Origin of the sequence: Streptomyces sp. NPDC006332, from assembly GCF_040612855.1 — a bacterium.
In the GTDB taxonomy this organism is placed as follows: domain Bacteria; phylum Actinomycetota; class Actinomycetes; order Streptomycetales; family Streptomycetaceae; genus Streptomyces.
Genome location: NZ_JBEXRA010000036.1, coordinates 66,592 through 88,264 on the forward strand (window position 1 = coordinate 66,592; position 21,673 = coordinate 88,264).

Genomic DNA, 21,673 nt, shown 5'->3' on the forward strand with positions numbered 1-21,673 from the left:
CGAGGGCCGCTTCCCAGCCCCATCGCGAGAAACCTCCGATGCCGCCTGGCCCCAAGCCGGCGACGACCGGACCTCCCGCCGGACGCCTCTCGCGCCGACCGCCACCTCGGTCGAGCGACGACCAGGACCGCACTCGGCCCAAGGGGAAGAACCCTCATCGGTGCCCGAAGAGACCCCCGCACAGCGTAAGAACGCGCCGGCCCGGACGACGCCGGCTCAGAGAGGCGCTCCGGCGGCCGAGTCGTTGCCTGCGGCCGCCCTCGACCTCCTGGAGCATCCCGACCCGCATACGGCGGCCGGGGCTGCCGCGGCGGAGAACCTGCTGCGCTGCTGGGCACGCGAGGCCAACCTCACCGCCCCCGGCGACGGCGTCCTGCGCATCCCGCTCCGGGCCGGCGGCACAGCCCTCCTCGCCCCCGTCCGGTACTGGTCCCCGACGGGATGGCACCGCTTCGGTTCCCCGTACCTCGCCGACGCTCCTGAGGACGCCCCGCCGGCCGACGCGGTCACGATCGCGGCACTGCTCGCCAGGGAGACGCTGTACACGGCTTCCCCCACGACCGGCGCCACCGTTCCCGAGGCCGCTGCCCGGACCCGATCCCGTTCGGCCGTCGACGCCACCGACCTCGTCGGACGAGTGGCCGACTCCGTCCGCCGAACCGCCACCTTCCTCAGCGAGCGCCGTAAGCACCCGGCCGACGCGCCCCACCTGTTTCTCGCCGCCGAACAGGCGCTCACGCTCGGCCACCCCCTGCACCCGGCACCCAAGAGCCGCGAGGGCCTGTCCGAAGCCGAAGTCCATCTGTTCTCGCCCGAGTCGCGCGGCTCCTTCCCCCTGCACTGGTTGGCTGTCGATCCCTCCGTCATCGCCTCCGACTCCGCCTGGACCGAGCGCGGCCGCCCCGTCTCCGCGGCCCAGCTCACAGCACGCCTCGCGGGGGGAGGCCTGCCGCTGCCCGAAGGTCACACGGCCCTGCCGGTGCACCCCTGGCAACTACGTGAGATCACCCATCGCCCCGAGACGGCGGCCCTGTTCGAGGCCGGTCTCCTCCAGAACCTCGGCGCCCACGACGCTCCCTGGCACCCCACTTCCTCGCTACGAACGGTTCACCGCCCCGATGCCCCGGCCATGCTCAAGCTGTCGCTGGGACTGCGCATCACCAACTCGCGTCGGGAGAACCTCCGCAAGGAACTCCACCGAGGCGTCGAGGTCCACCGGCTGCTCCGCAGCGGCCTGTTCACGCAGTGGCAGGCCGCCCACCGGGGCTTCGACATCGTCCGTGACCCGGCCTGGCTGGCCGTCGACGCATCGGACGGCCCGGTGCCAGGGCTCGACGTGATGATCCGGCACAACCCCTTCCGCCCTGCCGACGACGTCTCCTGCATCGCCGGACTCGTCTCACCGCGCCCCCAAGCACCGCCGGCCGCAGGAGGCCGCGACGCCGACCGGCCGGTTCTGCGATCCCGCCTGGCCGAGGTCGTCACACGCCTCGTCGGCCGGACCGGACGTCCCCGAAGGACCGTGGCCGCCGAGTGGTTCCTGCGCTACCTCGAACAGGTGATCCGCCCGATCCTCTGGCTGGACGCGGAAGCGGGGATCGCCCTGGAGGCGCACCAGCAGAACACCCTGGTTCTCCTGGACCAGGAGGGCTGGCCCGCCGGGGGCCGCTACCGCGACAACCAGGGCTACTACTTCCGCGAGTCCCGCCGCTCGGAACTCGACGCACGGCTGCCCGGAATCGGCGAACACAGCGACACGTTCGTCTCCGACGAGGTCACCGACGAGCGATTCACGTACTACCTCGCGATCAACAACGTACTCGGTCTCATCGGCGCCTTCGGCTCCCAACGCCTGGCCGACGAGCAGCTTCTGCTCGCCGCCTTCCGCCACTTCCTCGCCGATGTCGCGCGCGGACCCGCCCGCCTGCGCGGCACCCTGCCCGCCCGCCTTCTCGACTCACCCGTCCTGCGCTGCAAGGCCAATCTGCTGACCCGTCTGCACGGCCTCGACGAACTGGTCGGCCCAGTGGACACCCAGTCCGTCTACGTCACCATCGCCAACCCCCTGCACTCCTGACCGGTACGTCTGACCAGCGCCAACCCTCTTCTCCTTTTCGCTCCGAGGAACCTGACCCACCCCGCCATCCGAGAGGAGCGTCGCCGTGCCTGCCACCGACGCCGACGCCCACGTCTGCAGCGGCCCCGTCACCGACGCCGGTGCCGGCGCGAGACCTCGTCCGGACACCAGCAGAACCGGCAGGGGCGGCTGCCTGAACGGCCCGGACGGTGAGGACACGCTGGACCTGCGCCTGCCCGATGAACTGCTCGCGGGCGTCCGAGAGGCGGTCCCGGGTCCTGGCACCGCACGGCCAGGGACCGGAGGCACGGCACTGCTTCCGCACACCCTCCCGAAAGATGACGACCTGCTCGACGGAATCGGCGCCTGGGGTCCGATCGCCACCCCCGTGGGCGTGTTCCAGCTCGTCCCGGTCCAGATCGCACGGGACCTACCGCTCATCGGCCGGTGGATGAACGACCCCGCCGTCGCGGAGTTCTGGGCGCTCGCCGGACCTCATGCAGCCGTCGAGGAACACCTGCGGAGGCAACTCCTCGGCGACGGTCGCAGCGTCCCCTGTCTCGGCGTGCTGGCCGGCACGCCGATGAGCTACTGGGAGATCTACCGCGCGGACCTCGATCCGCTGGCCCGTCACTACGCCGCTCGCCCTCACGACACCGGTATCCACCTTCTCGTCGGCGATGTCTCCGATCGTGGAAGAGGCCTTGGCGGCGTTCTGCTCCACGCCGTCGCCGATCTTGTGCTCGACAAGCGTCCCACCTGTGCCCGCGTCGTCGCGGAACCCGACCTTCGCAACATTCCCTCGGTCGCCGCCTTCCTGAGTGCCGGCTTCCGCTTCTCCGCCGAGGTCGACCTGCCCGCCAAGCGGGCCGCCCTCATGGTCCGAGACCGGTTTCTGCGCCGTCTTGTGTGACGCCACGTCGCAGCGCCATCACTTTGGGAACGGCCCTCGCGCCCAAGCGGTTCCCTCTCACATCGAAGCTCTGCCAAGTGATCAACCCTGAACTCGAAGCTGCCAACTCCGGCCAGCTGTCGGACGCATCCGATCCTCACCAGAGGAGCACCTGGTCTTGATCCCGTCTCTCCGTCCCGCCTTGAGCACCCCTTTGTCAGTGCCGGGCCGTAGGGTGGTCGCGCTATGACGAAGCCTTCACTCCCCGAACTCCTGCATGCCGCTGTCACTGCCGTCGGCGGTACGGAGCGCCCCGGCCAGGTGACCATGGCCGAATCCGTCGAGTCTGCGATCGACGACGGCTCCCATCTGCTGGTCCAGGCCGGCACCGGCACCGGAAAGTCGCTGGGGTATCTCGTGCCCGCGCTCGCGCACGGGGAACGCGTCGTCGTGGCGACGGCCACACTCGCCCTGCAACGCCAGCTCGTGGAGCGCGACCTGCCGCGCACGGTGGACGCCTTGCACCCGCTGCTGCGCCGGCGTCCTGAGTTCGCGATGCTCAAGGGCAGGTCGAACTACCTCTGCCTGCATCGCCTGCACGAGGGTGTCCCACAGGACGAGGAGGAGGGCCTCTTCGACCAGTTCGAGGCCGCGGCACCGACCAGCAAGCTGGGCCAGGACCTGCTGCGGCTGCGCGACTGGTCGGACGAGACCGAGACCGGCGACCGCGACGACCTCACGCCCGGCGTGTCCGACCGTGCCTGGGCCCAGGTGTCGGTCTCCTCGCGAGAGTGCCTGGGCGCCTCGAAATGCGCGTACGGCGCGGAGTGCTTCGCGGAGATGGCCCGCGAGCGCGCCAAGCTCTCCGAGGTCGTCGTCACCAACCACGCGCTGCTCGCGATCGACGCCATCGAGGGGGCGCCGGTTCTCCCGCAGCACGAGGTACTGATCGTCGACGAGGCGCACGAACTGGTCTCCCGGGTCACCGGGGTCGCCACCGGGGAACTCACCCCCGGCCAGGTGAACCGCGCGGTCCGCCGCGCCGCGAAGCTGGTCAACGAGAAGGCCGCCGATCAGCTCCAGACCGCCGCGGAGGGCTTCGAGAGGCTGATGGAGCTGGCGCTGCCGGGCCGCTTGGAAGAGATCCCGGAGGATCTCGGCTACGCGCTCATGGCACTGCGCGACGCCTGCCGCACCGTGATCTCCGGGATCGGTGCCACCCGCGACAAGTCCGTCCAGGACGAGGACGCGATCCGCAAACAGGCGCTGGCCTCCGTGGAGACCGTGCATGACGTGGCAGAGCGGATCACGAACGGCTCCGAGTGGGACGTCGTCTGGTACGAGCGCCATGACCGCTTCGGTGCCTCCCTGCGCGTCGCGCCCATGTCCGTCTCGGGTCTGCTGAGGGAGAAGCTCTTCGCGGACCGCTCGGTGATCCTCACGTCCGCGACCCTGAAACTGGGCGGCGACTTCAACGGCGTCGGTGCCTCCCTGGGCCTCGCCCCCGAGGGCACCGAAGGCGAGGACGTACCGCAGTGGAAGGGCGTCGACGTCGGCTCGCCCTTCGACTATCCCAAGCAGGGCATCCTGTACGTCGCCAAGCACCTGGCGCGACCCGCACGGGACGGCGACCGCGCGGACATGCTCGACGAGCTCACCGAGTTGATCCAAGCGGCGGGCGGTCGCACGCTCGGCCTGTTCTCGTCGATGCGGGGCGCCCAACTGGCCGCGGAGGAACTGCGCTCCCGTATTCCCGAGTTCCCGATCCTCCTGCAGGGAGAGGAGACCCTCGGCGAGCTGATCAAGAACTTCGCGGCGGATCCGCAGACCTGTCTCTTCGGCACGTTGTCGCTCTGGCAGGGCGTGGATGTGCCAGGACCCAGCTGCCAGCTGGTCGTCATGGACAAGATCCCGTTCCCGCGGCCCGACGACCCGTTGATGAGCGCCCGCCAGAAGGCGGTCGAGGAGGCCGGCGGCAATGGCTTCATGGCGGTCGCCGCCACCCACGCGGCCCTGCTCATGGCTCAGGGCGCCGGCCGCCTCGTACGGGCGTCGGGGGACCGCGGTGTGGTCGCCGTACTGGACCAGCGCCTGGCCACAGCGCGATACGGGAGCTACCTGAAGGCCTCACTGCCTGATTTCTGGTACACGACGGACCGTAACCAGGTCCGCAGGTCGCTGGCCGCGATCGACGCGATGGCCAAGCAGACGGAAGACGTCACGGCAGCGCAGGCGGAGGAGGACGAAGCACAGTGAAAGGGGTGGCCGGTCCCGGAGCCGGGACCTGCCGCCCCTTCGTGTCACCCGAGGGGCACAAACAACGCAGGGCCCCGGAACCGGCGCAGAGGTCCCGGGGCCCGGTCAGAGGGCGGGGGCCTCGAGGCCGCCCGCCTTAGCCGTCACACTCGCCGCAGTACGGCGACCACCTTGCCCAGGATGGTCGCGTCGTCGCCGGGGATCGGCTCGTAGGCGGCGTTGTGCGGGAGGAGCCAGACGTGGCCGTCCTCCCGCTTGAAGCGCTTGACGGTGGCTTCGCCGTCGAGCATCGCGGCCACGATGTCGCCGTTCTCGGCGACCGGCTGGCGGCGGACGGTGACCCAGTCGCCGTCACAGATGGCGGCCTCGATCATGGAGTCGCCGACGACCTTGAGGACGAACAGCTCACCGTCGCCGACCAGCTGGCGGGGAAGAGGGAAGACGTCCTCGACGGATTCCTCGGCGAGGATCGGGCCGCCCGCGGCGATGCGACCGACCAGCGGTACGTACGACGCCGCAGGCTTGCCGGCGGTGTCGGTGGGCTGCACCGAGGAGGCCTGGTCCGAGCCGCGTACCTCGTACGCGCGCGGGCGGTGCGGGTCGCGGCGTAGGAACCCCTTGCGCTCGAGCGCCATCAGCTGGTGTGCGACGGAGGAGGTGCTGGAGAGGCCGACGGCCTGGCCGATCTCCCTCATCGACGGCGGGTAGCCGCGCCGCTGCACGGAGTCCCTGATGACCTCGATCACCCGGCGCTGCCGGTCGGTGAGTCCGGAACTGTCCGCCCGGATGCCTGGAGGTCGGCCCGGCAGGGAGCGCTTGTGCCCCTCGGGATTGATGGCTTCGTTCATCGCATGCACCGGCTCAAGTCGGCCCTGGGAGCTGTCCTGGGCAGTGATGGTGGCACTGTCTGCGGTGGTGGTCACGTCGGCCCCTCTCGATGGTCTCCCTGCCGGACAACGGTAGTAGCTTTCGAAAGGTTGCGCCAAACACACGTTCGAGTGAAAAACCGCGGATAACCTACCTGGATCGTGTGTCTGGGTGTATGGCTGACGTGGCACCTAAGCGGGCAAAAGGGTTCATTGTTGTACTCTTCGCCGCCAGGATGGCGCCTCGTGGGCGTCGCCCCAGTCTGTCACCCGCGCTCCGGGCAACCTGGAACAGACCCTCATCTCTGCGGTAACCCCACGCGCCCTCCGTGCGGCGCTCACGCTATCTCCGCATGGAGTGAAGCGATACCGCTGCGTACTCCCGAGTGTCGACGGGGTCCAGGGGTCGACGGCGTGCGCCAATGTCGGAGCGACACGTGCGGACGGTGTGTATGTATGGGCCAATCCCCACATCTAGTGGTTGGATTGCAGCAGCGGCCCAGAAGTTGTGGTCCCCCGGGTCTTCGGACCCTCGGCGATCCCCTATGCTTGGGGCTGCTTCGTGGGGCCCGAGAGGCCTCCTGAGGCTATTGAGTCTGCTGTGAGAAGGGATGGACGTTCATGCACTGCCCCTTCTGCAGGCATCCCGACAGCCGCGTCGTCGACAGTCGTACGACCGACGACGGCACGTCGATCCGTAGGCGCCGCCAGTGCCCGGACTGCTCCCGTCGTTTCACGACCGTGGAGACGTGTTCGCTCATGGTGGTCAAGCGGTCCGGAGTCACCGAGCCATTCAGTCGTACCAAGGTCATCAACGGTGTGCGCAAGGCATGCCAGGGACGGCCTGTCACCGAGGACGCGCTCGCTCAGCTCGGCCAGCGGGTCGAGGAGGCCGTGCGGGCCACCGGCAGCGCCGAACTGACCACCCACGACGTGGGACTGGCCATACTCGGCCCCTTGCAGGAGCTCGACCTGGTCGCCTACCTGCGGTTCGCTTCCGTCTACCGGGCGTTCGACTCGCTCGAGGACTTCGAAGCCGCGATCACCGAACTCAGGCAGACGGGGCCCCCCACCGCGGACGAAGAGGACCGCGTGGACGCTGACGGCGGCGGGGGCGCCGTCATGGGGGGCCAAGAAGACGACCGCGGGTCCGGAGGGGCTGCTCCAGTCCCCGAACCCGCGCGCGCCGACTGACCGGCGGACCGGACCCGAGCCTCGGGCTGCGGATCCGGCCTGGCGGCGGCGAGGAGAAGACCTGTTGCGGGCCGTGCCGAAAGGCGCCCGCAACACCAGACAGAAACACCGTGCCCGGGAACATCGGGGCACTTCAGGGCGTTTTAGCCCGTACAGGGAGGCGGCATGACAGAGACGGCGAGCGGTCCGGCACGGAGTTCCCGCGCCAAGGGCACCAAGGCGACCAAGGGACTGCGTATCGAGCGCATCCACACGACCCCCGGCGTGCACCCGTACGACGAGGTGTCATGGGAGCGCCGTGACGTCGTCATGACCAACTGGCGCGACGGCTCGGTCAACTTCGAGCAGCGTGGCGTCGAGTTCCCCGACTTCTGGTCGGTGAACGCGGTCAACATCGTCACCAGCAAGTACTTCCGCGGTGCCGTCGGCACCCCGCAGCGCGAGGTGAGCCTCAAGCAGCTCATCGACCGCATCGTGAAGACGTACCGGAAGGCGGGCGAGGACCACAAGTACTTCGCCTCCCCCGCCGACGCGGAGATCTTCGAGCACGAGCTGGCGTACGCCCTCCTGCACCAGATCTTCAGCTTCAACAGCCCCGTCTGGTTCAACGTAGGCACTCCTCAGCCGCAGCAGGTCTCCGCCTGTTTCATCCTGGCCGTCGACGACTCCATGGAGTCGATCCTCGACTGGTACAAGGAAGAGGGCATGATCTTCAAGGGCGGCTCCGGTGCCGGCCTGAACCTCTCCCGTATCCGTTCCTCCAAGGAACTGCTGTCCTCCGGCGGCAACGCCTCCGGTCCGGTCTCCTTCATGCGCGGCGCCGACGCCTCGGCCGGCACCATCAAGTCGGGTGGCGCCACCCGCCGCGCCGCCAAGATGGTCATCCTCGACGTCGACCACCCCGACATCGAGGACTTCATCCAGACCAAGGTGAAGGAAGAGGAGAAGATCCGCGCCCTTCGTGACGCGGGCTTCGACATGGACCTGGGCGGCGACGACATCACGTCCGTCCAGTACCAGAACGCCAACAACTCGGTCCGCGTGAACGACACGTTCATGAAGGCCGTCGAGGCGGGCGGGAAGTTCGGCCTGACGTCCAGGATGACCGGCGAGGTCATCGAGGAGGTCGAAGCCAAGAGCCTGTTCCGCAAGATGGCCGAGGCCGCCTGGGCCTGCGCGGACCCCGGCATCCAGTACGACGACACCATCAACCACTGGCACACCTGCCCGGAGTCCGGCCGCATCAACGGGTCGAACCCCTGCAGCGAGTACATGCACCTGGACAACACGTCCTGCAACCTCGCCTCGCTGAACCTGATGAAGTTCCTGAAGGACGACGGCAAGGGCAACCAGTCCTTCGAGGTCGAGCGCTTCGCGAAGGTCGTCGAGCTCGTCATCACCGCGATGGACATCTCCATCTGCTTCGCGGACTTCCCGACCCAGAAGATCGGCGAGAACACGCGCGCGTTCCGCCAGCTCGGCATCGGCTACGCCAACCTCGGCGCCCTGCTGATGGCGACCGGCCACGCGTACGACTCCGACGGCGGCCGCGCCCTGGCCGGAGCCATCACCTCCTTGATGACCGGTACGTCGTACAAGCGTTCCGCCGAACTGGCCGCGGTCGTCGGTCCTTACGACGGTTACGCCCGCAACGCGCAGCCGCACCTGCGTGTCATGAAGCAGCACTCCGACGAGAACGCCAAGGCCGTCCGCATGGACGACCTGGACACGCCGGTCTGGGCCGCCGCCACGGAGGCCTGGCAGGACGTCCTGCGCATCGGTGAGAAGAACGGTTTCCGTAACTCCCAGGCGTCCGTCATCGCCCCGACCGGCACCATCGGTCTCGCGATGTCCTGCGACACCACCGGCCTCGAGCCCGACCTCGCGCTGGTCAAGTTCAAGAAGCTGGTCGGCGGCGGCTCCATGCAGATCGTCAACGGCACCGTCCCGCAGGCCCTGCGCCGCCTGGGTTACCAGGAGGAGCAGATCGAGGCGATCGTCGCCCACATCGCCGACAACGGCAATGTGATCGACGCCCCCGGCCTCAAGCACGAGCACTACGAGGTGTTCGACTGCGCGATGGGTGAGCGCTCCATCTCCGCGATGGGCCACGTCCGCATGATGGCCGCGATCCAGCCGTGGATCTCCGGCGCCCTCTCCAAGACGGTCAACCTGCCGGAGTCGGCGACCGTCGAGGACGTCGAAGAGGTCTACTTCGAGGCCTGGAAGATGGGCGTCAAGGCGCTCGCCATCTACCGCGACAACTGCAAGGTCGGCCAGCCGCTCTCCGCGAAGACCAAGGAGAAGGAGAAGGCCGAGGTCACGGAGAAGGCCGAGGAGACGATCCGTGCGACGGTCGAGAAGGTCGTCGAGTACCGTCCCGTCCGCCGGCGCCTCCCCAAGGGCCGTCCCGGCATCACGACGTCCTTCACCGTCGGCGGCGCCGAGGGTTACATGACCGCCAACTCCTACCCGGACGACGGTCTCGGCGAGGTCTTCCTGAAGATGTCGAAGCAGGGCTCGACCCTCGCGGGCATGATGGATGCCTTCTCCATCGCGGTCTCCGTCGGCCTCCAGTACGGCGTGCCGCTGGAGACGTACGTCTCGAAGTTCACCAACATGCGCTTCGAGCCGGCCGGCATGACGGACGACCCGGACGTGCGGATGGCGCAGTCGATCGTCGACTACATCTTCCGCCGCCTGGCGCTGGACTTCCTGCCCTTCGAGACGCGTTCCGCGCTCGGCATCCATTCCGCCGAGGAGCGTCAGCGGCACCTGGAGACGGGTTCGTACGAGCCGTCCATCGAGGAGGTCGAGGTCGACGTCGAGGGCCTGGCCCAGTCGGCTCCTCGCGCCCAGGAACTGAAGGCCGTCGCCACCCCGCAGGCCGAGACCGAAGCGGCCAAGGCCGCCCCGCAGCAGGCCCACACCAGCGCTGAGCTCGTGGAGATGCAGCTGGGTATCCAGGCGGACGCCCCGCTGTGCTTCTCCTGCGGTACGAAGATGCAGCGTGCGGGTTCCTGCTACATCTGCGAGGGCTGCGGCTCCACCAGCGGCTGCAGCTGATTCCGGGCACCTTCAGGGTGCGAACCTGATGGTCAAGCGGTGGCGCCGATTCTCGGTGCCACCGCTTTCGGTGTCTGTGTCGCGGTTGCAGGGGCCGTTGCGCTCGGGGTCGTGGAGCGGGGCTTGTGGCGTCCGGTGTCGGTTTGGTTCCGGTCAGGGATTGCGGAGCCGGCCCATGGCCGCGCTGAAGGTCGCCGGGTCGTCCTCGAAGCCGTGGAGGCCGGGGTGGAAGTCCCACGATCCGTATTCCTGGCGTACGAACTCGGCGACCGTCGACGCGGTCGCCCCGAGCACCGCGCCGAAGTCGTCCTCGGCCAGGACCGTGTAGCCCTCGCGGATACGGAGAGCCGGATTCACGACGCTGACGAACGTGCGGCGGTCCGGGCGCTGCTGTATGACGACGCCGACCACCACGCGCGCGTAGCGCTCGGCGAGCCGGTCGAGTTCGACCGTCATGACCTCGTCCCAGCCGAAGCCCTTGCCGTCCTTGCTGTCCCGGTTGAGGTAGATGGTGCCGTCGGGGGAGCGGCTGTCGAAGTGCACCACGTTGGCGGGATCTTCGTAGGGATCACTCGCGAGATAGGTCGCGGCCACGAGGTCCAGATCGGTCGGCGGTTGCCCCGCCGGGCTCGGGTCCCATTTCAGCGCGATCTCGACCTTGCGGATGCCCTTGCTGAGGCCGTTCACCAGACTTCCCCTTCCCCGTGTGGCGCCGACCCGAAGTGCCGGGCAGGCAAGGCAGGTTGTCCATCCTGCCACGCGTGCGGGTGCGCCTGCGGGCCAGCTCTCCTTCCCGGAGTGACCAACGCCACGCTCCGTGGCCTTACCATGGCGCGGTGCTGGTCAAGTGGATTCGCTGCACCGTGGTGGACCGCCGCGGTTTCGAGCGGGGGCAGCGGAAGTGGGCGGGGCTTCTGGGGGAGCCGGGGTTTCGGGGGCAGGGTGGTGGCTGGAGCCGGGGGCGGCAGGGTGTGGCGCACGTGTTCGCCTTCTGGGAGAGCCGTGCCTTCTACGACTCCTTCATGGCCCGCTCCCATGATCGGCTGGCGGCGACACAGTCGGGCACCTTCAAGGACGCGCAGGTCAAACTGTTCGACTACCGCTTCGACGTGAAGACCGGCTTCGAACCCCGGTTCACGGACGCGGACCTGGTACGGGTCGCCCATTGCCGCGTCCACGAGGACCGCGCCGAGCACTTCACGCTGATGCAGGAGAAGGTCTGGAACCCCGCGATGGCCGGTTCGCCCGGCATGATCCGCGGTCTGTTCGGGGAGGCGCCGGGCCATGAGTTCCTGGTGCTGTCGATGTGGCGGTCGGCCGCGGAACACGGCAAGTACCGGACCGAACGTGTGGAGCGGCTCGCCCTGCGGGCTCAGACGGAGGCCGACATCGCCTCTTTGACGGGCGACATCGTGGAGCTCGAACCGACCTGGATCGTCTGAATCGGGACCTGTCGTCGTGTGCCCGGACGCGGCACGGGGGCGGGAACTGTGTGACCTACGCCGTATGAACGCCGTAGTGGTGCTCGACAGTGCCTGAACCGATCTAGGGTTTTGGCATGGCACGACCACGGCGCATCGTCCTTGTCCGGCACGGCGAGTCAACGGGCAATGTTGATGACACCGTTTACGAGCGTGAACCCGACCACGCTCTCGGCCTCACCGAGAGGGGGTGGCAGCAGGCAGAGGAGACCGGCAAACGGCTGCGCGAGGTCTTCGGCCGTGAGCGCGTCAGTGTGTACGTCTCCCCGTACCGTCGCACCCTGGAGACGCTCCGCGCCTTCCACCTCGACCCGGCGGTCATACGGGTGCGCGAGGAGCCCCGGCTGCGTGAACAGGACTGGGGAAACTGGCAGGACCGCGACGACGTCCGCCTCCAGAAGGCCTACCGGGACGCGTACGGACACTTCTTCTACCGATTCGCCCAGGGCGAGTCCGGCGCCGATGTGTACGACCGGGTGGGCGGCTTCCTGGAGAGTCTGTACCGCAGCTTCGAGGCCCCTGATCATCCGTCGAACGTGCTGCTGGTCACCCACGGTCTGGCCATGCGGCTGTTCTGCATGCGCTGGTTCCACTGGACGGTCGCGGAGTTCGAATCGCTGGCGAACCCGGGGAACGCGGAGATGCGGATGCTCGTTCTCGGGGACGACGGCAAATACGCGCTGGACCGGCCCTTCGAACGTTGGCGGGACCCGGAACCGTACGGAATCACCGGATAGAGTGACAGCGATGATCGCTGACTTGTCTCCCGCAGGGCGCCTGCAGCGCGCTCTGGCCAGCCTGCGCGGACTGGCCGTGGGAGACGCGCTGGGCTCGCAGTTCTTCGTGCCGGTGAACTACCCGCTGCTGAAGGACCGCGAGCTGCCGCCAGGCCGGTGGCAGTGGACCGACGACACGGAAATGGCGTGCTCCGTGGTCGCCGTGCTCGCCGGCCACGACCGCATCGACCAGGACGCCCTTGCCCGCTCCTTCGCCGAGCACCACGACTTCGACCGCGGATACGGGCCCGCGGTCAACCGCTTGCTGCGGCTGGTCCGAGAGGGCGGTGACTGGCGCGAACTCGCCTCCGCCCTCTTCAACGGACAGGGATCATGGGGCAACGGAGCCGCGATGCGTGTCGCGCCGTTGGGCGCCTGGTACGCGGATGACCCCGAGCAGGCGGTCCACCAGGCAGAGATCTCTGCCTATCCGACGCATCAGCACCGTGAGGGTGTGGTCGGTGCCATGGCCGTCGCCGCGGCCGCCGCGCTGACCGCTGCCCCGGGCGGACCGCCGGCCCCCGAAATGCTGCTCGACGGCGTCATCGCGCTGGTGCCGAAGAGCGCCGTCGGCGCGGGTCTGCGTCGGGCCCGGGACATGCTCGACTACGCGGACCCAGCCACCGTCGCGGCCGTGCTGGGCTGCGGGCGGCGCACCACGGCCCACGACACCGTGCCCTTCGCCCTCTGGTCGGCGGCACGGTCCGTCGGGGACTACGAGCAGGGGTTCTGGACGACCGCGCAAGTCGGCGGCGACGTGGACACGACCTGCGCCATCGTGGGTGGGGTGATCGCCTCCGGTGAGGCGGGGGCGCCGCCCGCCCACTGGGTGGCGCGAACGGAAGCCGTGCCTCAGTGGGTTCCAGCCTCAGCCTGACGTGAGCTTCGGCTGTCCCGCACTCACCTGCGGTTGTCCACCGGCGCGGTGGTGAGATGCGCCAAAACTCTCCGTGCGCGATGGGAACTCTGTGTGACCGTCGGGGCGTTCTCATGGCAACCGCTGTGTGAGGCATGGCTTATGCGGGGTGACTGACACGGGGGCCCGGAGGGGGTGATCATGCGGTTCGTGCTGGAGCTTGTCGTGCCGGTGCCGGTGCCGGTGCCCGTGGGGGTGCTGGTGCTGGCGGCGTGGGCAGTGAGGATGGTGCCGACGGGAGTGTCAGGTGGGCGGACGGCCGGACGGGTGCCCTCGCCTTCGGCGCTCAGGGACCGATCCGGCCATCCGTGGCTTTTCGCGGGGAGACCCGGGTCAGCCGAGGCCCGGTCCGGCCGTGCCGGCGAGAGCCTCGAGGTCGCTCTTGCGGACCCTGATCACCAACGACGCGGTCACCAGGGCGAGTACGGCCATCGCCGCGGCAGCGATGAAGCCCGTGGAAATGCCCTGGGCGAGCACCTCATGACCCCAGGGAGCCGGCAGTTGGTGCGTCTTGGCGAATTCCGCCTTCTGTTCCGCGGTGGCGTCGGTGAGGAACTGCGGCAGTTGCTTTTCCGCCTCGTCCTTGCTGGCCGAGCCGAACACCGTGGTCAGGATGGACAGGCCCAGCGAACCTCCCACCTGCTGCATGGCGTTGAGAAGTCCGGATGCCGCGCCGGCCTCGTGCGGGGCCACCCCGGAGACGGCGGTGAGTGTCAGAGTGACGAAGTTCAGTCCCATACCGAAGCCGAACACCAGCATCGGCCCGAGGACCCCGCCGGCGTAGGAGCTGTCGGAACTGATGAGGGTCTGCCAGGCCAGACCGACCGCGGCGAGCGCCGAGCCCACGAGCATGAACGGCTTGGGGCCGAGCACCGGCAGGAACCGCTGAGACAAGCCTGCGCCCAGCGCGATCACGACCGTCACCGGCAGGAAGGCGAGACCGGCCTTGATCGGGCTGTACCCCAGCACGTTCTGCACGAAGAGGACGATGTAGAAGAACATGCCGAACATCGCGGCGGCAAGACTCAACATGATCACGTACGTGCCCGAGCGGTTACGGTCGGCGAACATCCTGAGCGGCGTGATCGGTTCCTTGGCGCGGGATTCGACGAAGGCGAAGGCCAGCAGCAGAACCACCGCGGCACCGAAGGAACCGAAGGTCAGGCTGTCCTGCCACCCGCTGTCGGCCGCTCGGATGAACCCGTAGACGAGCAGGGCCATTCCGGCGGTCGAGGTGAATGCTCCCAGGAAGTCGAAGCGACCGGTGTGCCGCTCGGACTCGCTGATGTACAGCGGCGTGAGCACGGCGATCAGCACACCGATGGGCACGTTGACGAAGAGCACCCACCGCCAGTCGAGCCACTCCGTGAGCATGCCTCCGGCGAGCAGCCCGATGGCACCGCCGCCCGCGGAGACCGCCGCGAACACGCCGAAGGCGCGGTTCCGCTGCGGCCCTTCGGGGAACGTGGTGGTGATGAGGGCCAGCGAAGTGGGCGACGCGATCGCCCCACCCACGCCCTGCAGGACGCGAGCCGCCAGCAACTGCCAGGGTTCCTGGGCCAGTCCGCCGAGCAACGACGCGAAGGTGAACAGCAGGATGCCGGTCATGAAGACCCGTCGCCTGCCGAGGATGTCGCCGGCCCGGCCGCCCAGGAGCAGCAGTCCGCCGAAGGTGAGCGTGTAGGAACTGACGACCCAAGTGAGGTCGGTGGTGCTGAAGTTGAGCGCGTTTTGAATGTGCGGGAGGGCGATGTTCACAATCGTCGCGTCGAGCACCACCATGAGTTGGCAGGCCGCGATGACGGTGAGCGCGAGACCGGGGTGCCCCTCCCGGCGGGCCGCACCTGGTTTCTGGTCTTGAACTAACTGAGAGGTTGTCACTATGGGTCCCCCACAAATGCCTTAGTGAACGGTCGCGTTCACTGTCGCGTCAACGGTAGTGAGTCCCTACTAGTGAACGCAAGCGTTCACTCTCCTTGTCGCCGCGCGTCAGGTCCCCCTCTGTTGCCGCGTGGTGCTCCCCGCCCTCGAAATCCCCGATTACCCGTTTGCTGGAGACGCTCAGATGGTTACCTCGCACTGGACGGCCGCCCCCGCTCAGGCCTCACTACGCCGGCGTGGCGCCGTGCTTGAACGGGCGATCCTCGATGCCGCCCTGGAGCAGCTCAGCACGGTCGGCTGGAAGGGGCTGACGATGGAGGGCGTCGCCGCGGGAGCTCAGACGGGCAAGGCGGCCGTCTATCGACGCTGGCCGTCCAAGGAGGACCTGGTCGCTGACGCGTTGCACGCCGCACTCCCGCGGATCGAGGAGGTACCCGATCTGGGCGACGTGCGCGCGGATCTCCTCGCGCTGTGCCGGCGAACCCGCGACGCGATGTTCTCCAGGCCCGGGCTTGCACTTCGCGCAGTGATTCACGAATGCGATCCTGTACAAGCGGAGCGTCTTCATGCTGTGATCATCAAGGGGCTTGTCGAGCCCACGGTCCAACTGCTTCGAGAGGTCGTTACTCGCGGAATTGAGCGGGGTGAGGTGCGATCCGACGCCGCGAACGGCTACGTTTTCGACGCCATCCCGGCGATGATGATGTATCGCTCCAAGGTGTGCGCCAGCGAATGGAGTGATCGGGATCTCGAGGAGGTGATCGACCAGTTGATGCTTCCTCTGCTGCGGCCGACGCGTGGATGAGAGTGGCGTGCGGCGGCGGCGAAGTCGTTCGCCGTAAACCGGGGTGTCGAGCGGCGATCCGGGCGGCGTACGCTAAGGACGCCATGCCGTACGAACCTCCTACTCACACCGTCGAGCGCTCCCTCCGCGCCACGACCGGAGCGAAGATCATTGCCGGTGTCGACGAGGTGGGACGCGGCGCCTGGGCCGGCCCCGTCACCGTCTGCGCGGCGGTCACCGGTCTGCGTCGACCTCCCGAGGGCCTCACCGACTCCAAGCTGCTCACCATCAAGCGACGCACGGTTCTCGCCGAGACGTTGCGGGGATGGGTGACGTCATACGCCCTGGGGCATGCCTCTCCGGAGGAGATCGACCAGATGGGGATGACGGCCGCCCTGCGCATAGCGGCCGTGCGCGCCCTGGAGGCCCTGCCCGTCCGTCCCGACGCAGTGATCCTCGACGGCAAGCACAACTACCTCGGATCACCGTGGAACGTCCGTACGGTGATCAAGGGTGACCGTTCGTGTGTGGCCGTCGCGGCCGCGTCCGTGATCGCCAAGGTACAGCGCGACAAAATGATGGCCGAACTGGGTATCGACCATGCAGACTTCGACTTTGCGGCCAACGCCGGGTATCCGTCGCCGGTGCACAAGGCCGCACTGGAGGAGCGGGGCCCCACCCCGTACCACCGATTGTCGTGGGCGTATCTTGATGCGCTGCCCCAGTGGCAGCACCTCAAGAAGGTCCGCAGTTGGGCGGACGGAAGCGTTCCGGAGATTGAGGGTCAGCTCGGCTTCGATTTCTGACGATTCTGCTCGCACTCACGTGCCACCCGCCGACGCGAGCCGCACCAATGTTTGATAAATATCAGCTCATGCCTCTCATTCCCGAGGAGCCTCAGATTCACGAGAGTGCCCAGGGTCCCCGCGCGACTCCGGCCAGTGGCCGTACCGTGCCGACCCCCCGTCCTGTACCTGGTCCCCGCCCCGCGGCGCATCCGCGCCCCGGTCGGCCCGGCCCGCTGCGGCCGGCGCCCCCGGTGCAACACACGCCGCGTGACGTGGCCGTGGCGAAGCCCGCACCGTCGGGCCCAGCCGCCGCCGTCGCGGCCGCTCCCGCGGCGGCTGCCCCGCAGATCCAGCTGATCCCGGCGTCCGCCGAGGGTGCGCTCGATGCTGCCGAAGAAGCCGTCGACCTCCTCCTGGAGTCGGGACGCGCCCCCGGTGATGTGCTGGTGATCACCACCGGCGCTCAGCACCCGTGGGCGGCCCATGAACTGTCCTTCGGCGAAGCCTCCTACTGGGCGCAGCACGACGCGGGCGACGACGTCTTCTACACGGACGCCGCCGTCGCCTCCCGCGCCGCCACCCGCCCCGTGGTCGTGGTCGCCGTCAATGGTGGCGCTGAGACCGCTACGGTCGATGCCCTGCCGCTGGCGCATGCCCGGGCCGGTGCCCTGTTGATCGTCTGCGGTGATCCGCAGCAGATCAACTCGGTCCTGGCTGCGAGCATCTGACCGGACTCCGGCACGTCCCGGGGGAGTCGGGGTGACGCAGGTGCCGCCACGGCGGCACCTGCACGGTGAGCGTCTCGCTCTGTGCGCCTCGCCCCTGGGCGCTCTCGCCTGCGCGGAAGACCGGAGGGCAGTTCTGGCTGCCCACCGCCGGGCCCCGGCCGGGTCCGTGAGGACGCGCAGTCACGAGGTTCCTGTCGGTGAGGTCGGGGCCCGCCGCGGGCATTGTGCGCCAGACCTCACGCGTCGCGCGCGGGAGCTCCTCTGCGTACCGCTGGCACTCGCCCGGTCCTTACCGCCCAGCGGGCCGCGCCCTCGCGGGCACCCGTCGCCAGGCGCGCTCACGGCGTCGCGGAGCATGTGCACGACACGGGCACGCGCCCGGGATCCGGCGCTGCGGCGGGCTCAGCGGGCGGCCGCGCGGCGCAGTACCTCCGAGGCGGCGCCACCCGTACGCGGTAGGGGAGGCGGTGCCTCCGACAGACCGAAGGGTTCCGGCACGGAGTTCGTGTTCGGTCGACGCCCGCCCCGGCCTTCGCCCAGAACCTGCCAACCGTCCCGGGTCAGCGTGATGTACGCCCCGCAGCGCAGTCCGTGCAAGGTGCAGGCGTCGCGCAGCCCCCACATCCACGCACCGTCCTCCTCCGTCCAGCGCGCGTCGCCCTCACGGCAGTAGAGCAGCACGGCGGTGCGCACGGGCGTGCGCCGCCGCAGATCGTGCGGGATCACCCGGCGCAGTTGGGCGAGCAGCACGTTGCGGAACATCCAGCCGTCCGCCGGCGTCGAGCGGCGGGTGAACGAGGCGCTCGCGGCCAGCCGCTCGTCGGGATCCAGGACCGCCACGATCGCGGTCGCCGGTTTGGGGTGATGCCGTGTGTGCAGCCCGCTGACGACCTCGCGAGGATTGCGCAGCAGGGGAATTCCTGCGGCGGCCCACTCCGCGGGTTCCAGCATGCGGGCCAGAGGGTTGGCGGGTGCGGCGGACAGATCGGCAGATGACGACGTCGACGCCGCGGAGGACGGAGCGAATCCGAAGGTCACGGTCCTCCCTTCGGCTACGCGCCCACACTGCGGGCGGGGTCGGATTCGGGGGAGCGCGCACCGCAGCAAAGCCCTACCGGACCACGGGTGAGCTGTGCGGGGAGCGGACCTCAATTCTTCCTGTCGAACTTGGTTGCGGCAACGAGCAATTGGGCCTACCGAACCTTATTTAGCGGTTTGCGATGTATATCCCTACCCAGTGCCTCGGAGGGTGACGCTTGAGACGTTCGAGCACGGCACGCATGTGCGGCGAAACGAGCTCCTGGGGACAAGGGTCTGCTGGGGGGCGGCGAGGCGGTTACGCGGAATGAGCCCCCACGGCCAGGACCAGAGGCCCTGCGCGCCGGACCGCAGGAGCCGACGGGTGGAGTTGCGTCCGGCCGGTTCGCTGATTGTCAGTGCTATCGGGTTGCATGGAGACATGGAAAACCTGGAGCTCCGTGCTGAAGCCGATGCCGTCCTTGCTGAGCTCGTCGGTGCCTCTGAGGGCTCGGCGCGGTTGCGGGAGGACCAGTGGCAGGCAGTGGCGGCTCTGGTGGAGGAACGCCGGAGAGCACTGGTAGTGCAGCGCACTGGCTGGGGCAAGTCGGCCGTGTACTTCGTGGCCACCGCTTTGCTGCGCAGGCGGGGCTCCGGCCCAACGGTGATCATTTCGCCGTTGCTGGCGTTGATGCGCAACCAGGTTGATTCGGCGGCGCGGGCCGGGATCCAGGCGCGCACGATCAACTCGGCCAATCCGGAGGAGTGGGACACCATCTACGGGGAGGTGGAGCGCGGCGAGACCGACGTTCTCCTGGTGAGCCCGGAACGTCTCAATTCCGTGGACTTCCGCGATCAGGTGCTGCCCAAGCTCGCGGCCACGACCGGCCTGCTGGTGGTCGATGAGGCGCATTGCATTTCCGACTGGGGGCACGACTTTCGCCCGGACTACCGTCGGCTGCGCACGATGCTGGCGGAGTTGCCGGAGGGGGTGCCGGTGCTGGCCACGACGGCGACCGCGAACGCGCGGGTGACCGCGGATGTGGCTGATCAATTGGGCACGGGGGGTGGGGATGCTCTGGTGCTACGGGGGCCGCTGGACCGGGAGAGCCTGCGCTTGGGAGTGCTGGAGTTGCCGAATGCGGCGCATCGGCTGGCGTGGCTCGGGGATCGGCTGGGGGATCTGCCGGGTTCAGGGATCATCTACACGCTGACGGTGGCGGCGGCGGAGGAAGTCGCCGCGTTCCTCCGGCAGAGGGGTTATCCGGTGGCTTCCTACACAGGGAAGACGGAGAACGCCGATCGTTTGCAGGCGGAGGAGGATCTGCTGGCGAACCGGGTGAAGGCGCTGGTGGCGACCTCGGCTCTGGGCATGGGCTTTGACAAGCCGGATCTGGGGTTCGTGGTGCATCTGGGGTCGCCTTCCTCGCCGATCGCCTACTACCAGCAGGTGGGGCGTGCGGGGCGCGGTGTTGACCATGCGGATGTGCTGCTGTTGCCGGGCCGGGAGGACGAGGCGATCTGGGCGTACTTCGCGTCGGTGGGTTTCCCGCCCGAGGAACAGGTCCGGCACACCCTGGCGGTACTGGAGGAGGCGGGCCGTCCGTTGTCGCTGCCGGCGTTGGAGCCGCTGGTGGATCTTCGGCGCTCGCGCCTGGAGACCATGCTGAAGGTCCTGGACGTGGATGGGGCGGTCAAGCGGGTGAAGGGGGGCTGGACCGCCACCGGACAGCCGTGGGCGTATGACGCGGAGCGCTACGCCTGGGTGGCCCGGCAGCGGGAGGCTGAGCAGCAGGCCATGCGGGACTATGTGGCGACCACGGGGTGCCGGATGGAGTTCTTGCAGCGGCAGCTGGACGACGAAAAGGCGGTCCCGTGCGGTCGCTGCGACACCTGCGTCGGGCCCTGGCTTGACCCGGCCGTCTCCCCCGGAGCCCTCGCGGCGGCGACAGGCGAGCTCGATCGGCCGGGGGTCGAGGTCGATCCCCGCAAGATGTGGCCGACCGGTCTCGCCGCGGTAGGCATGGACCTGAAGGGCCGTATCCCCGTGGATCAGCAGGCGGCCACCGGGCGAGCTTTGGGCAGATTGTCGGACATCGGCTGGGGCAACCGCCTGCGTCCGCTCCTGTCCGCGCAGGCGGAGGACGGGCCGGTCCCCGACGATGTGCTGGCCGCCGTCGTGAGGGTGGTGGCCGACTGGGCCCGCTCGCCGGGCGGCTGGGCCAGCGGAGCCCCCGACGCGGTCGCGCGGCCGGTGGGGATCATCGCCATGCCCTCCCGTACCCGTCCGCAACTGGTGGGATCCCTGGCCAGGCGCCTGGCCGAGGTGGGTCGGCTCCCGCTGCTGGGCAGCCTCGCTTACACGCCGCAGGCCGGCGAGTACGCCGCGCACCGCAGCAACTCCGCCCAGCGGCTGCACGCGCTGGCCGCCTCGTTCACCGTGCCCGACGACCTTGCCGCCGCCCTGGCCGCCACCCCCGGCCCGGTCCTGCTCGTCGACGACTACACCGACTCCGGCTGGACCCTGGCCGTAGGCGCCCGCCTTCTGCGCCAGACCGGAGCCGACCAGGTACTCCCACTCACCCTTGCCCTCGCCGGGTAGACGACTCCCGCTGCTCCCAGCGGCGGCCGACCCTTGCCGCGTGTGCCCGCGAGCAGGGCGGCCGCCATGACGTACACCGCGCGGACTTGCCTCAGCCCATGCGCCGCGTGATGAGATCCCGCGTCAGTCGGCGACGGGTGACTCGACGACCCACCGCTGGTCCTCGCTCCGCCGGGCCGAGCGGGCGCATCCCCGACGAGCCGGGTGAGGAACGCGTCGGCGCCCGCACGCAGTTCCGCGTTGCTCGTGTGCGTCACGCGTCCATACAACAGGACGGTTCCGACGGGCGGCCTGACGTATGTGGAAAGCCAGGGCCGTAGGTGTCCATTGATGTGTCCCTGTTCGGACT

At 68.9% G+C, this 21,673-nt stretch carries 16 protein-coding genes; 12 read left to right on the forward strand and 4 right to left on the reverse strand.

The window, feature by feature from the left end:
- Positions 1 to 244 precede the first annotated feature (244 nt).
- From ABZ027_RS28350 to ABZ027_RS28360, 3 genes are all read left to right on the forward strand, one after another.
- On the forward strand, positions 245 to 2,077 hold the full coding sequence (locus ABZ027_RS28350; protein ID WP_356773266.1) for an IucA/IucC family protein: 1,833 nt from the start codon (positions 245 to 247) through the stop codon (positions 2,075 to 2,077).
- 85 nt (positions 2,078 to 2,162) lie between these two features.
- Positions 2,163 to 2,990: a GNAT family N-acetyltransferase gene (locus tag ABZ027_RS28355; protein WP_356773225.1), complete on the forward strand. Its 828-nt coding sequence runs from the start codon at positions 2,163 to 2,165 to the stop codon at positions 2,988 to 2,990.
- A 225-nt stretch (positions 2,991 to 3,215) separates the two neighbouring features.
- On the forward strand, positions 3,216 to 5,225 hold the full coding sequence (locus ABZ027_RS28360) for an ATP-dependent DNA helicase (protein WP_356773226.1): 2,010 nt from the start codon (positions 3,216 to 3,218) through the stop codon (positions 5,223 to 5,225).
- Between the two features lie 143 nt (positions 5,226 to 5,368).
- Here ABZ027_RS28360 and lexA read toward each other — a convergent pair whose 3' ends face one another.
- Positions 5,369 to 6,148, reverse strand: coding sequence for a transcriptional repressor LexA (gene lexA, locus ABZ027_RS28365; protein WP_356773228.1), 780 nt, complete (start codon positions 6,146 to 6,148; stop codon positions 5,369 to 5,371).
- A 564-nt stretch (positions 6,149 to 6,712) separates the two neighbouring features.
- Here lexA and nrdR point away from each other — a divergent pair.
- The gene (nrdR, locus tag ABZ027_RS28370; RefSeq protein ID WP_356773230.1) at positions 6,713 to 7,285 is read left to right on the forward strand and encodes a transcriptional regulator NrdR; all 573 of its coding nucleotides are present in this window, start codon (positions 6,713 to 6,715) and stop codon (positions 7,283 to 7,285) included.
- A gap of 165 nt (positions 7,286 to 7,450) precedes the next feature.
- Entirely contained in the window at positions 7,451 to 10,351 is a 2,901-nt protein-coding gene (locus tag ABZ027_RS28375) for a vitamin B12-dependent ribonucleotide reductase (RefSeq protein WP_356773232.1), read from the forward strand.
- Between the two features lie 153 nt (positions 10,352 to 10,504).
- Here ABZ027_RS28375 and ABZ027_RS28380 read toward each other — a convergent pair whose 3' ends face one another.
- On the reverse strand, positions 10,505 to 11,038 hold the full coding sequence (locus ABZ027_RS28380; RefSeq protein WP_356773234.1) for a TerD family protein: 534 nt from the start codon (positions 11,036 to 11,038) through the stop codon (positions 10,505 to 10,507).
- A 149-nt stretch (positions 11,039 to 11,187) separates the two neighbouring features.
- Here ABZ027_RS28380 and ABZ027_RS28385 point away from each other — a divergent pair, with 149 nt between their 5' ends.
- From ABZ027_RS28385 to ABZ027_RS28395, 3 genes are all read left to right on the forward strand, one after another.
- A complete protein-coding gene (locus tag ABZ027_RS28385) occupies positions 11,188 to 11,793 on the forward strand; it encodes a YdbC family protein (protein WP_356773236.1) in 606 nt (201 codons plus the stop codon).
- 116 nt (positions 11,794 to 11,909) lie between these two features.
- Complete coding sequence (locus tag ABZ027_RS28390; protein ID WP_356773238.1) at positions 11,910 to 12,569, forward strand: histidine phosphatase family protein; 660 nt, start codon at positions 11,910 to 11,912, stop codon at positions 12,567 to 12,569.
- 10 nt (positions 12,570 to 12,579) lie between these two features.
- Entirely contained in the window at positions 12,580 to 13,485 is a 906-nt protein-coding gene (locus ABZ027_RS28395) for an ADP-ribosylglycohydrolase family protein (RefSeq protein ID WP_356773240.1), read from the forward strand.
- Between the two features lie 372 nt (positions 13,486 to 13,857).
- Here ABZ027_RS28395 and ABZ027_RS28400 read toward each other — a convergent pair whose 3' ends face one another.
- The gene (locus ABZ027_RS28400) at positions 13,858 to 15,405 is read right to left on the reverse strand and encodes an MFS transporter (RefSeq protein ID WP_356773242.1); all 1,548 of its coding nucleotides are present in this window, start codon (positions 15,403 to 15,405) and stop codon (positions 13,858 to 13,860) included.
- Positions 15,406 to 15,589: 184 nt separating this feature from the next.
- Between ABZ027_RS28400 and ABZ027_RS28405 the strand changes: the two genes are divergently transcribed.
- From ABZ027_RS28405 to ABZ027_RS28415, 3 genes are all read left to right on the forward strand, one after another.
- The gene (locus tag ABZ027_RS28405) at positions 15,590 to 16,210 is read left to right on the forward strand and encodes a TetR/AcrR family transcriptional regulator (RefSeq protein ID WP_356773268.1); all 621 of its coding nucleotides are present in this window, start codon (positions 15,590 to 15,592) and stop codon (positions 16,208 to 16,210) included.
- Positions 16,211 to 16,293: 83 nt separating this feature from the next.
- The gene (locus ABZ027_RS28410) at positions 16,294 to 16,995 is read left to right on the forward strand and encodes a ribonuclease HII (RefSeq protein WP_356773244.1); all 702 of its coding nucleotides are present in this window, start codon (positions 16,294 to 16,296) and stop codon (positions 16,993 to 16,995) included.
- Between the two features lie 68 nt (positions 16,996 to 17,063).
- Positions 17,064 to 17,705 (forward strand): hypothetical protein, encoded by a 642-nt coding sequence (locus tag ABZ027_RS28415; protein WP_356773246.1) that lies wholly within the window; start codon positions 17,064 to 17,066, stop codon positions 17,703 to 17,705.
- Between the two features lie 402 nt (positions 17,706 to 18,107).
- Here the strand turns inward: ABZ027_RS28415 and ABZ027_RS28420 are convergent, their stop codons facing one another.
- Positions 18,108 to 18,743 (reverse strand): hypothetical protein, encoded by a 636-nt coding sequence (locus tag ABZ027_RS28420; RefSeq protein WP_356773248.1) that lies wholly within the window; start codon positions 18,741 to 18,743, stop codon positions 18,108 to 18,110.
- 421 nt (positions 18,744 to 19,164) lie between these two features.
- On the opposite strand from ABZ027_RS28420, the gene ABZ027_RS28425 reads away from it, so the two are divergent.
- Positions 19,165 to 21,324, forward strand: a complete 2,160-nt coding sequence (locus ABZ027_RS28425) for a RecQ family ATP-dependent DNA helicase (RefSeq protein WP_356773270.1) — start codon at positions 19,165 to 19,167, stop codon at positions 21,322 to 21,324.
- The last annotated feature ends 349 nt before the right edge of the window (positions 21,325 to 21,673 follow it).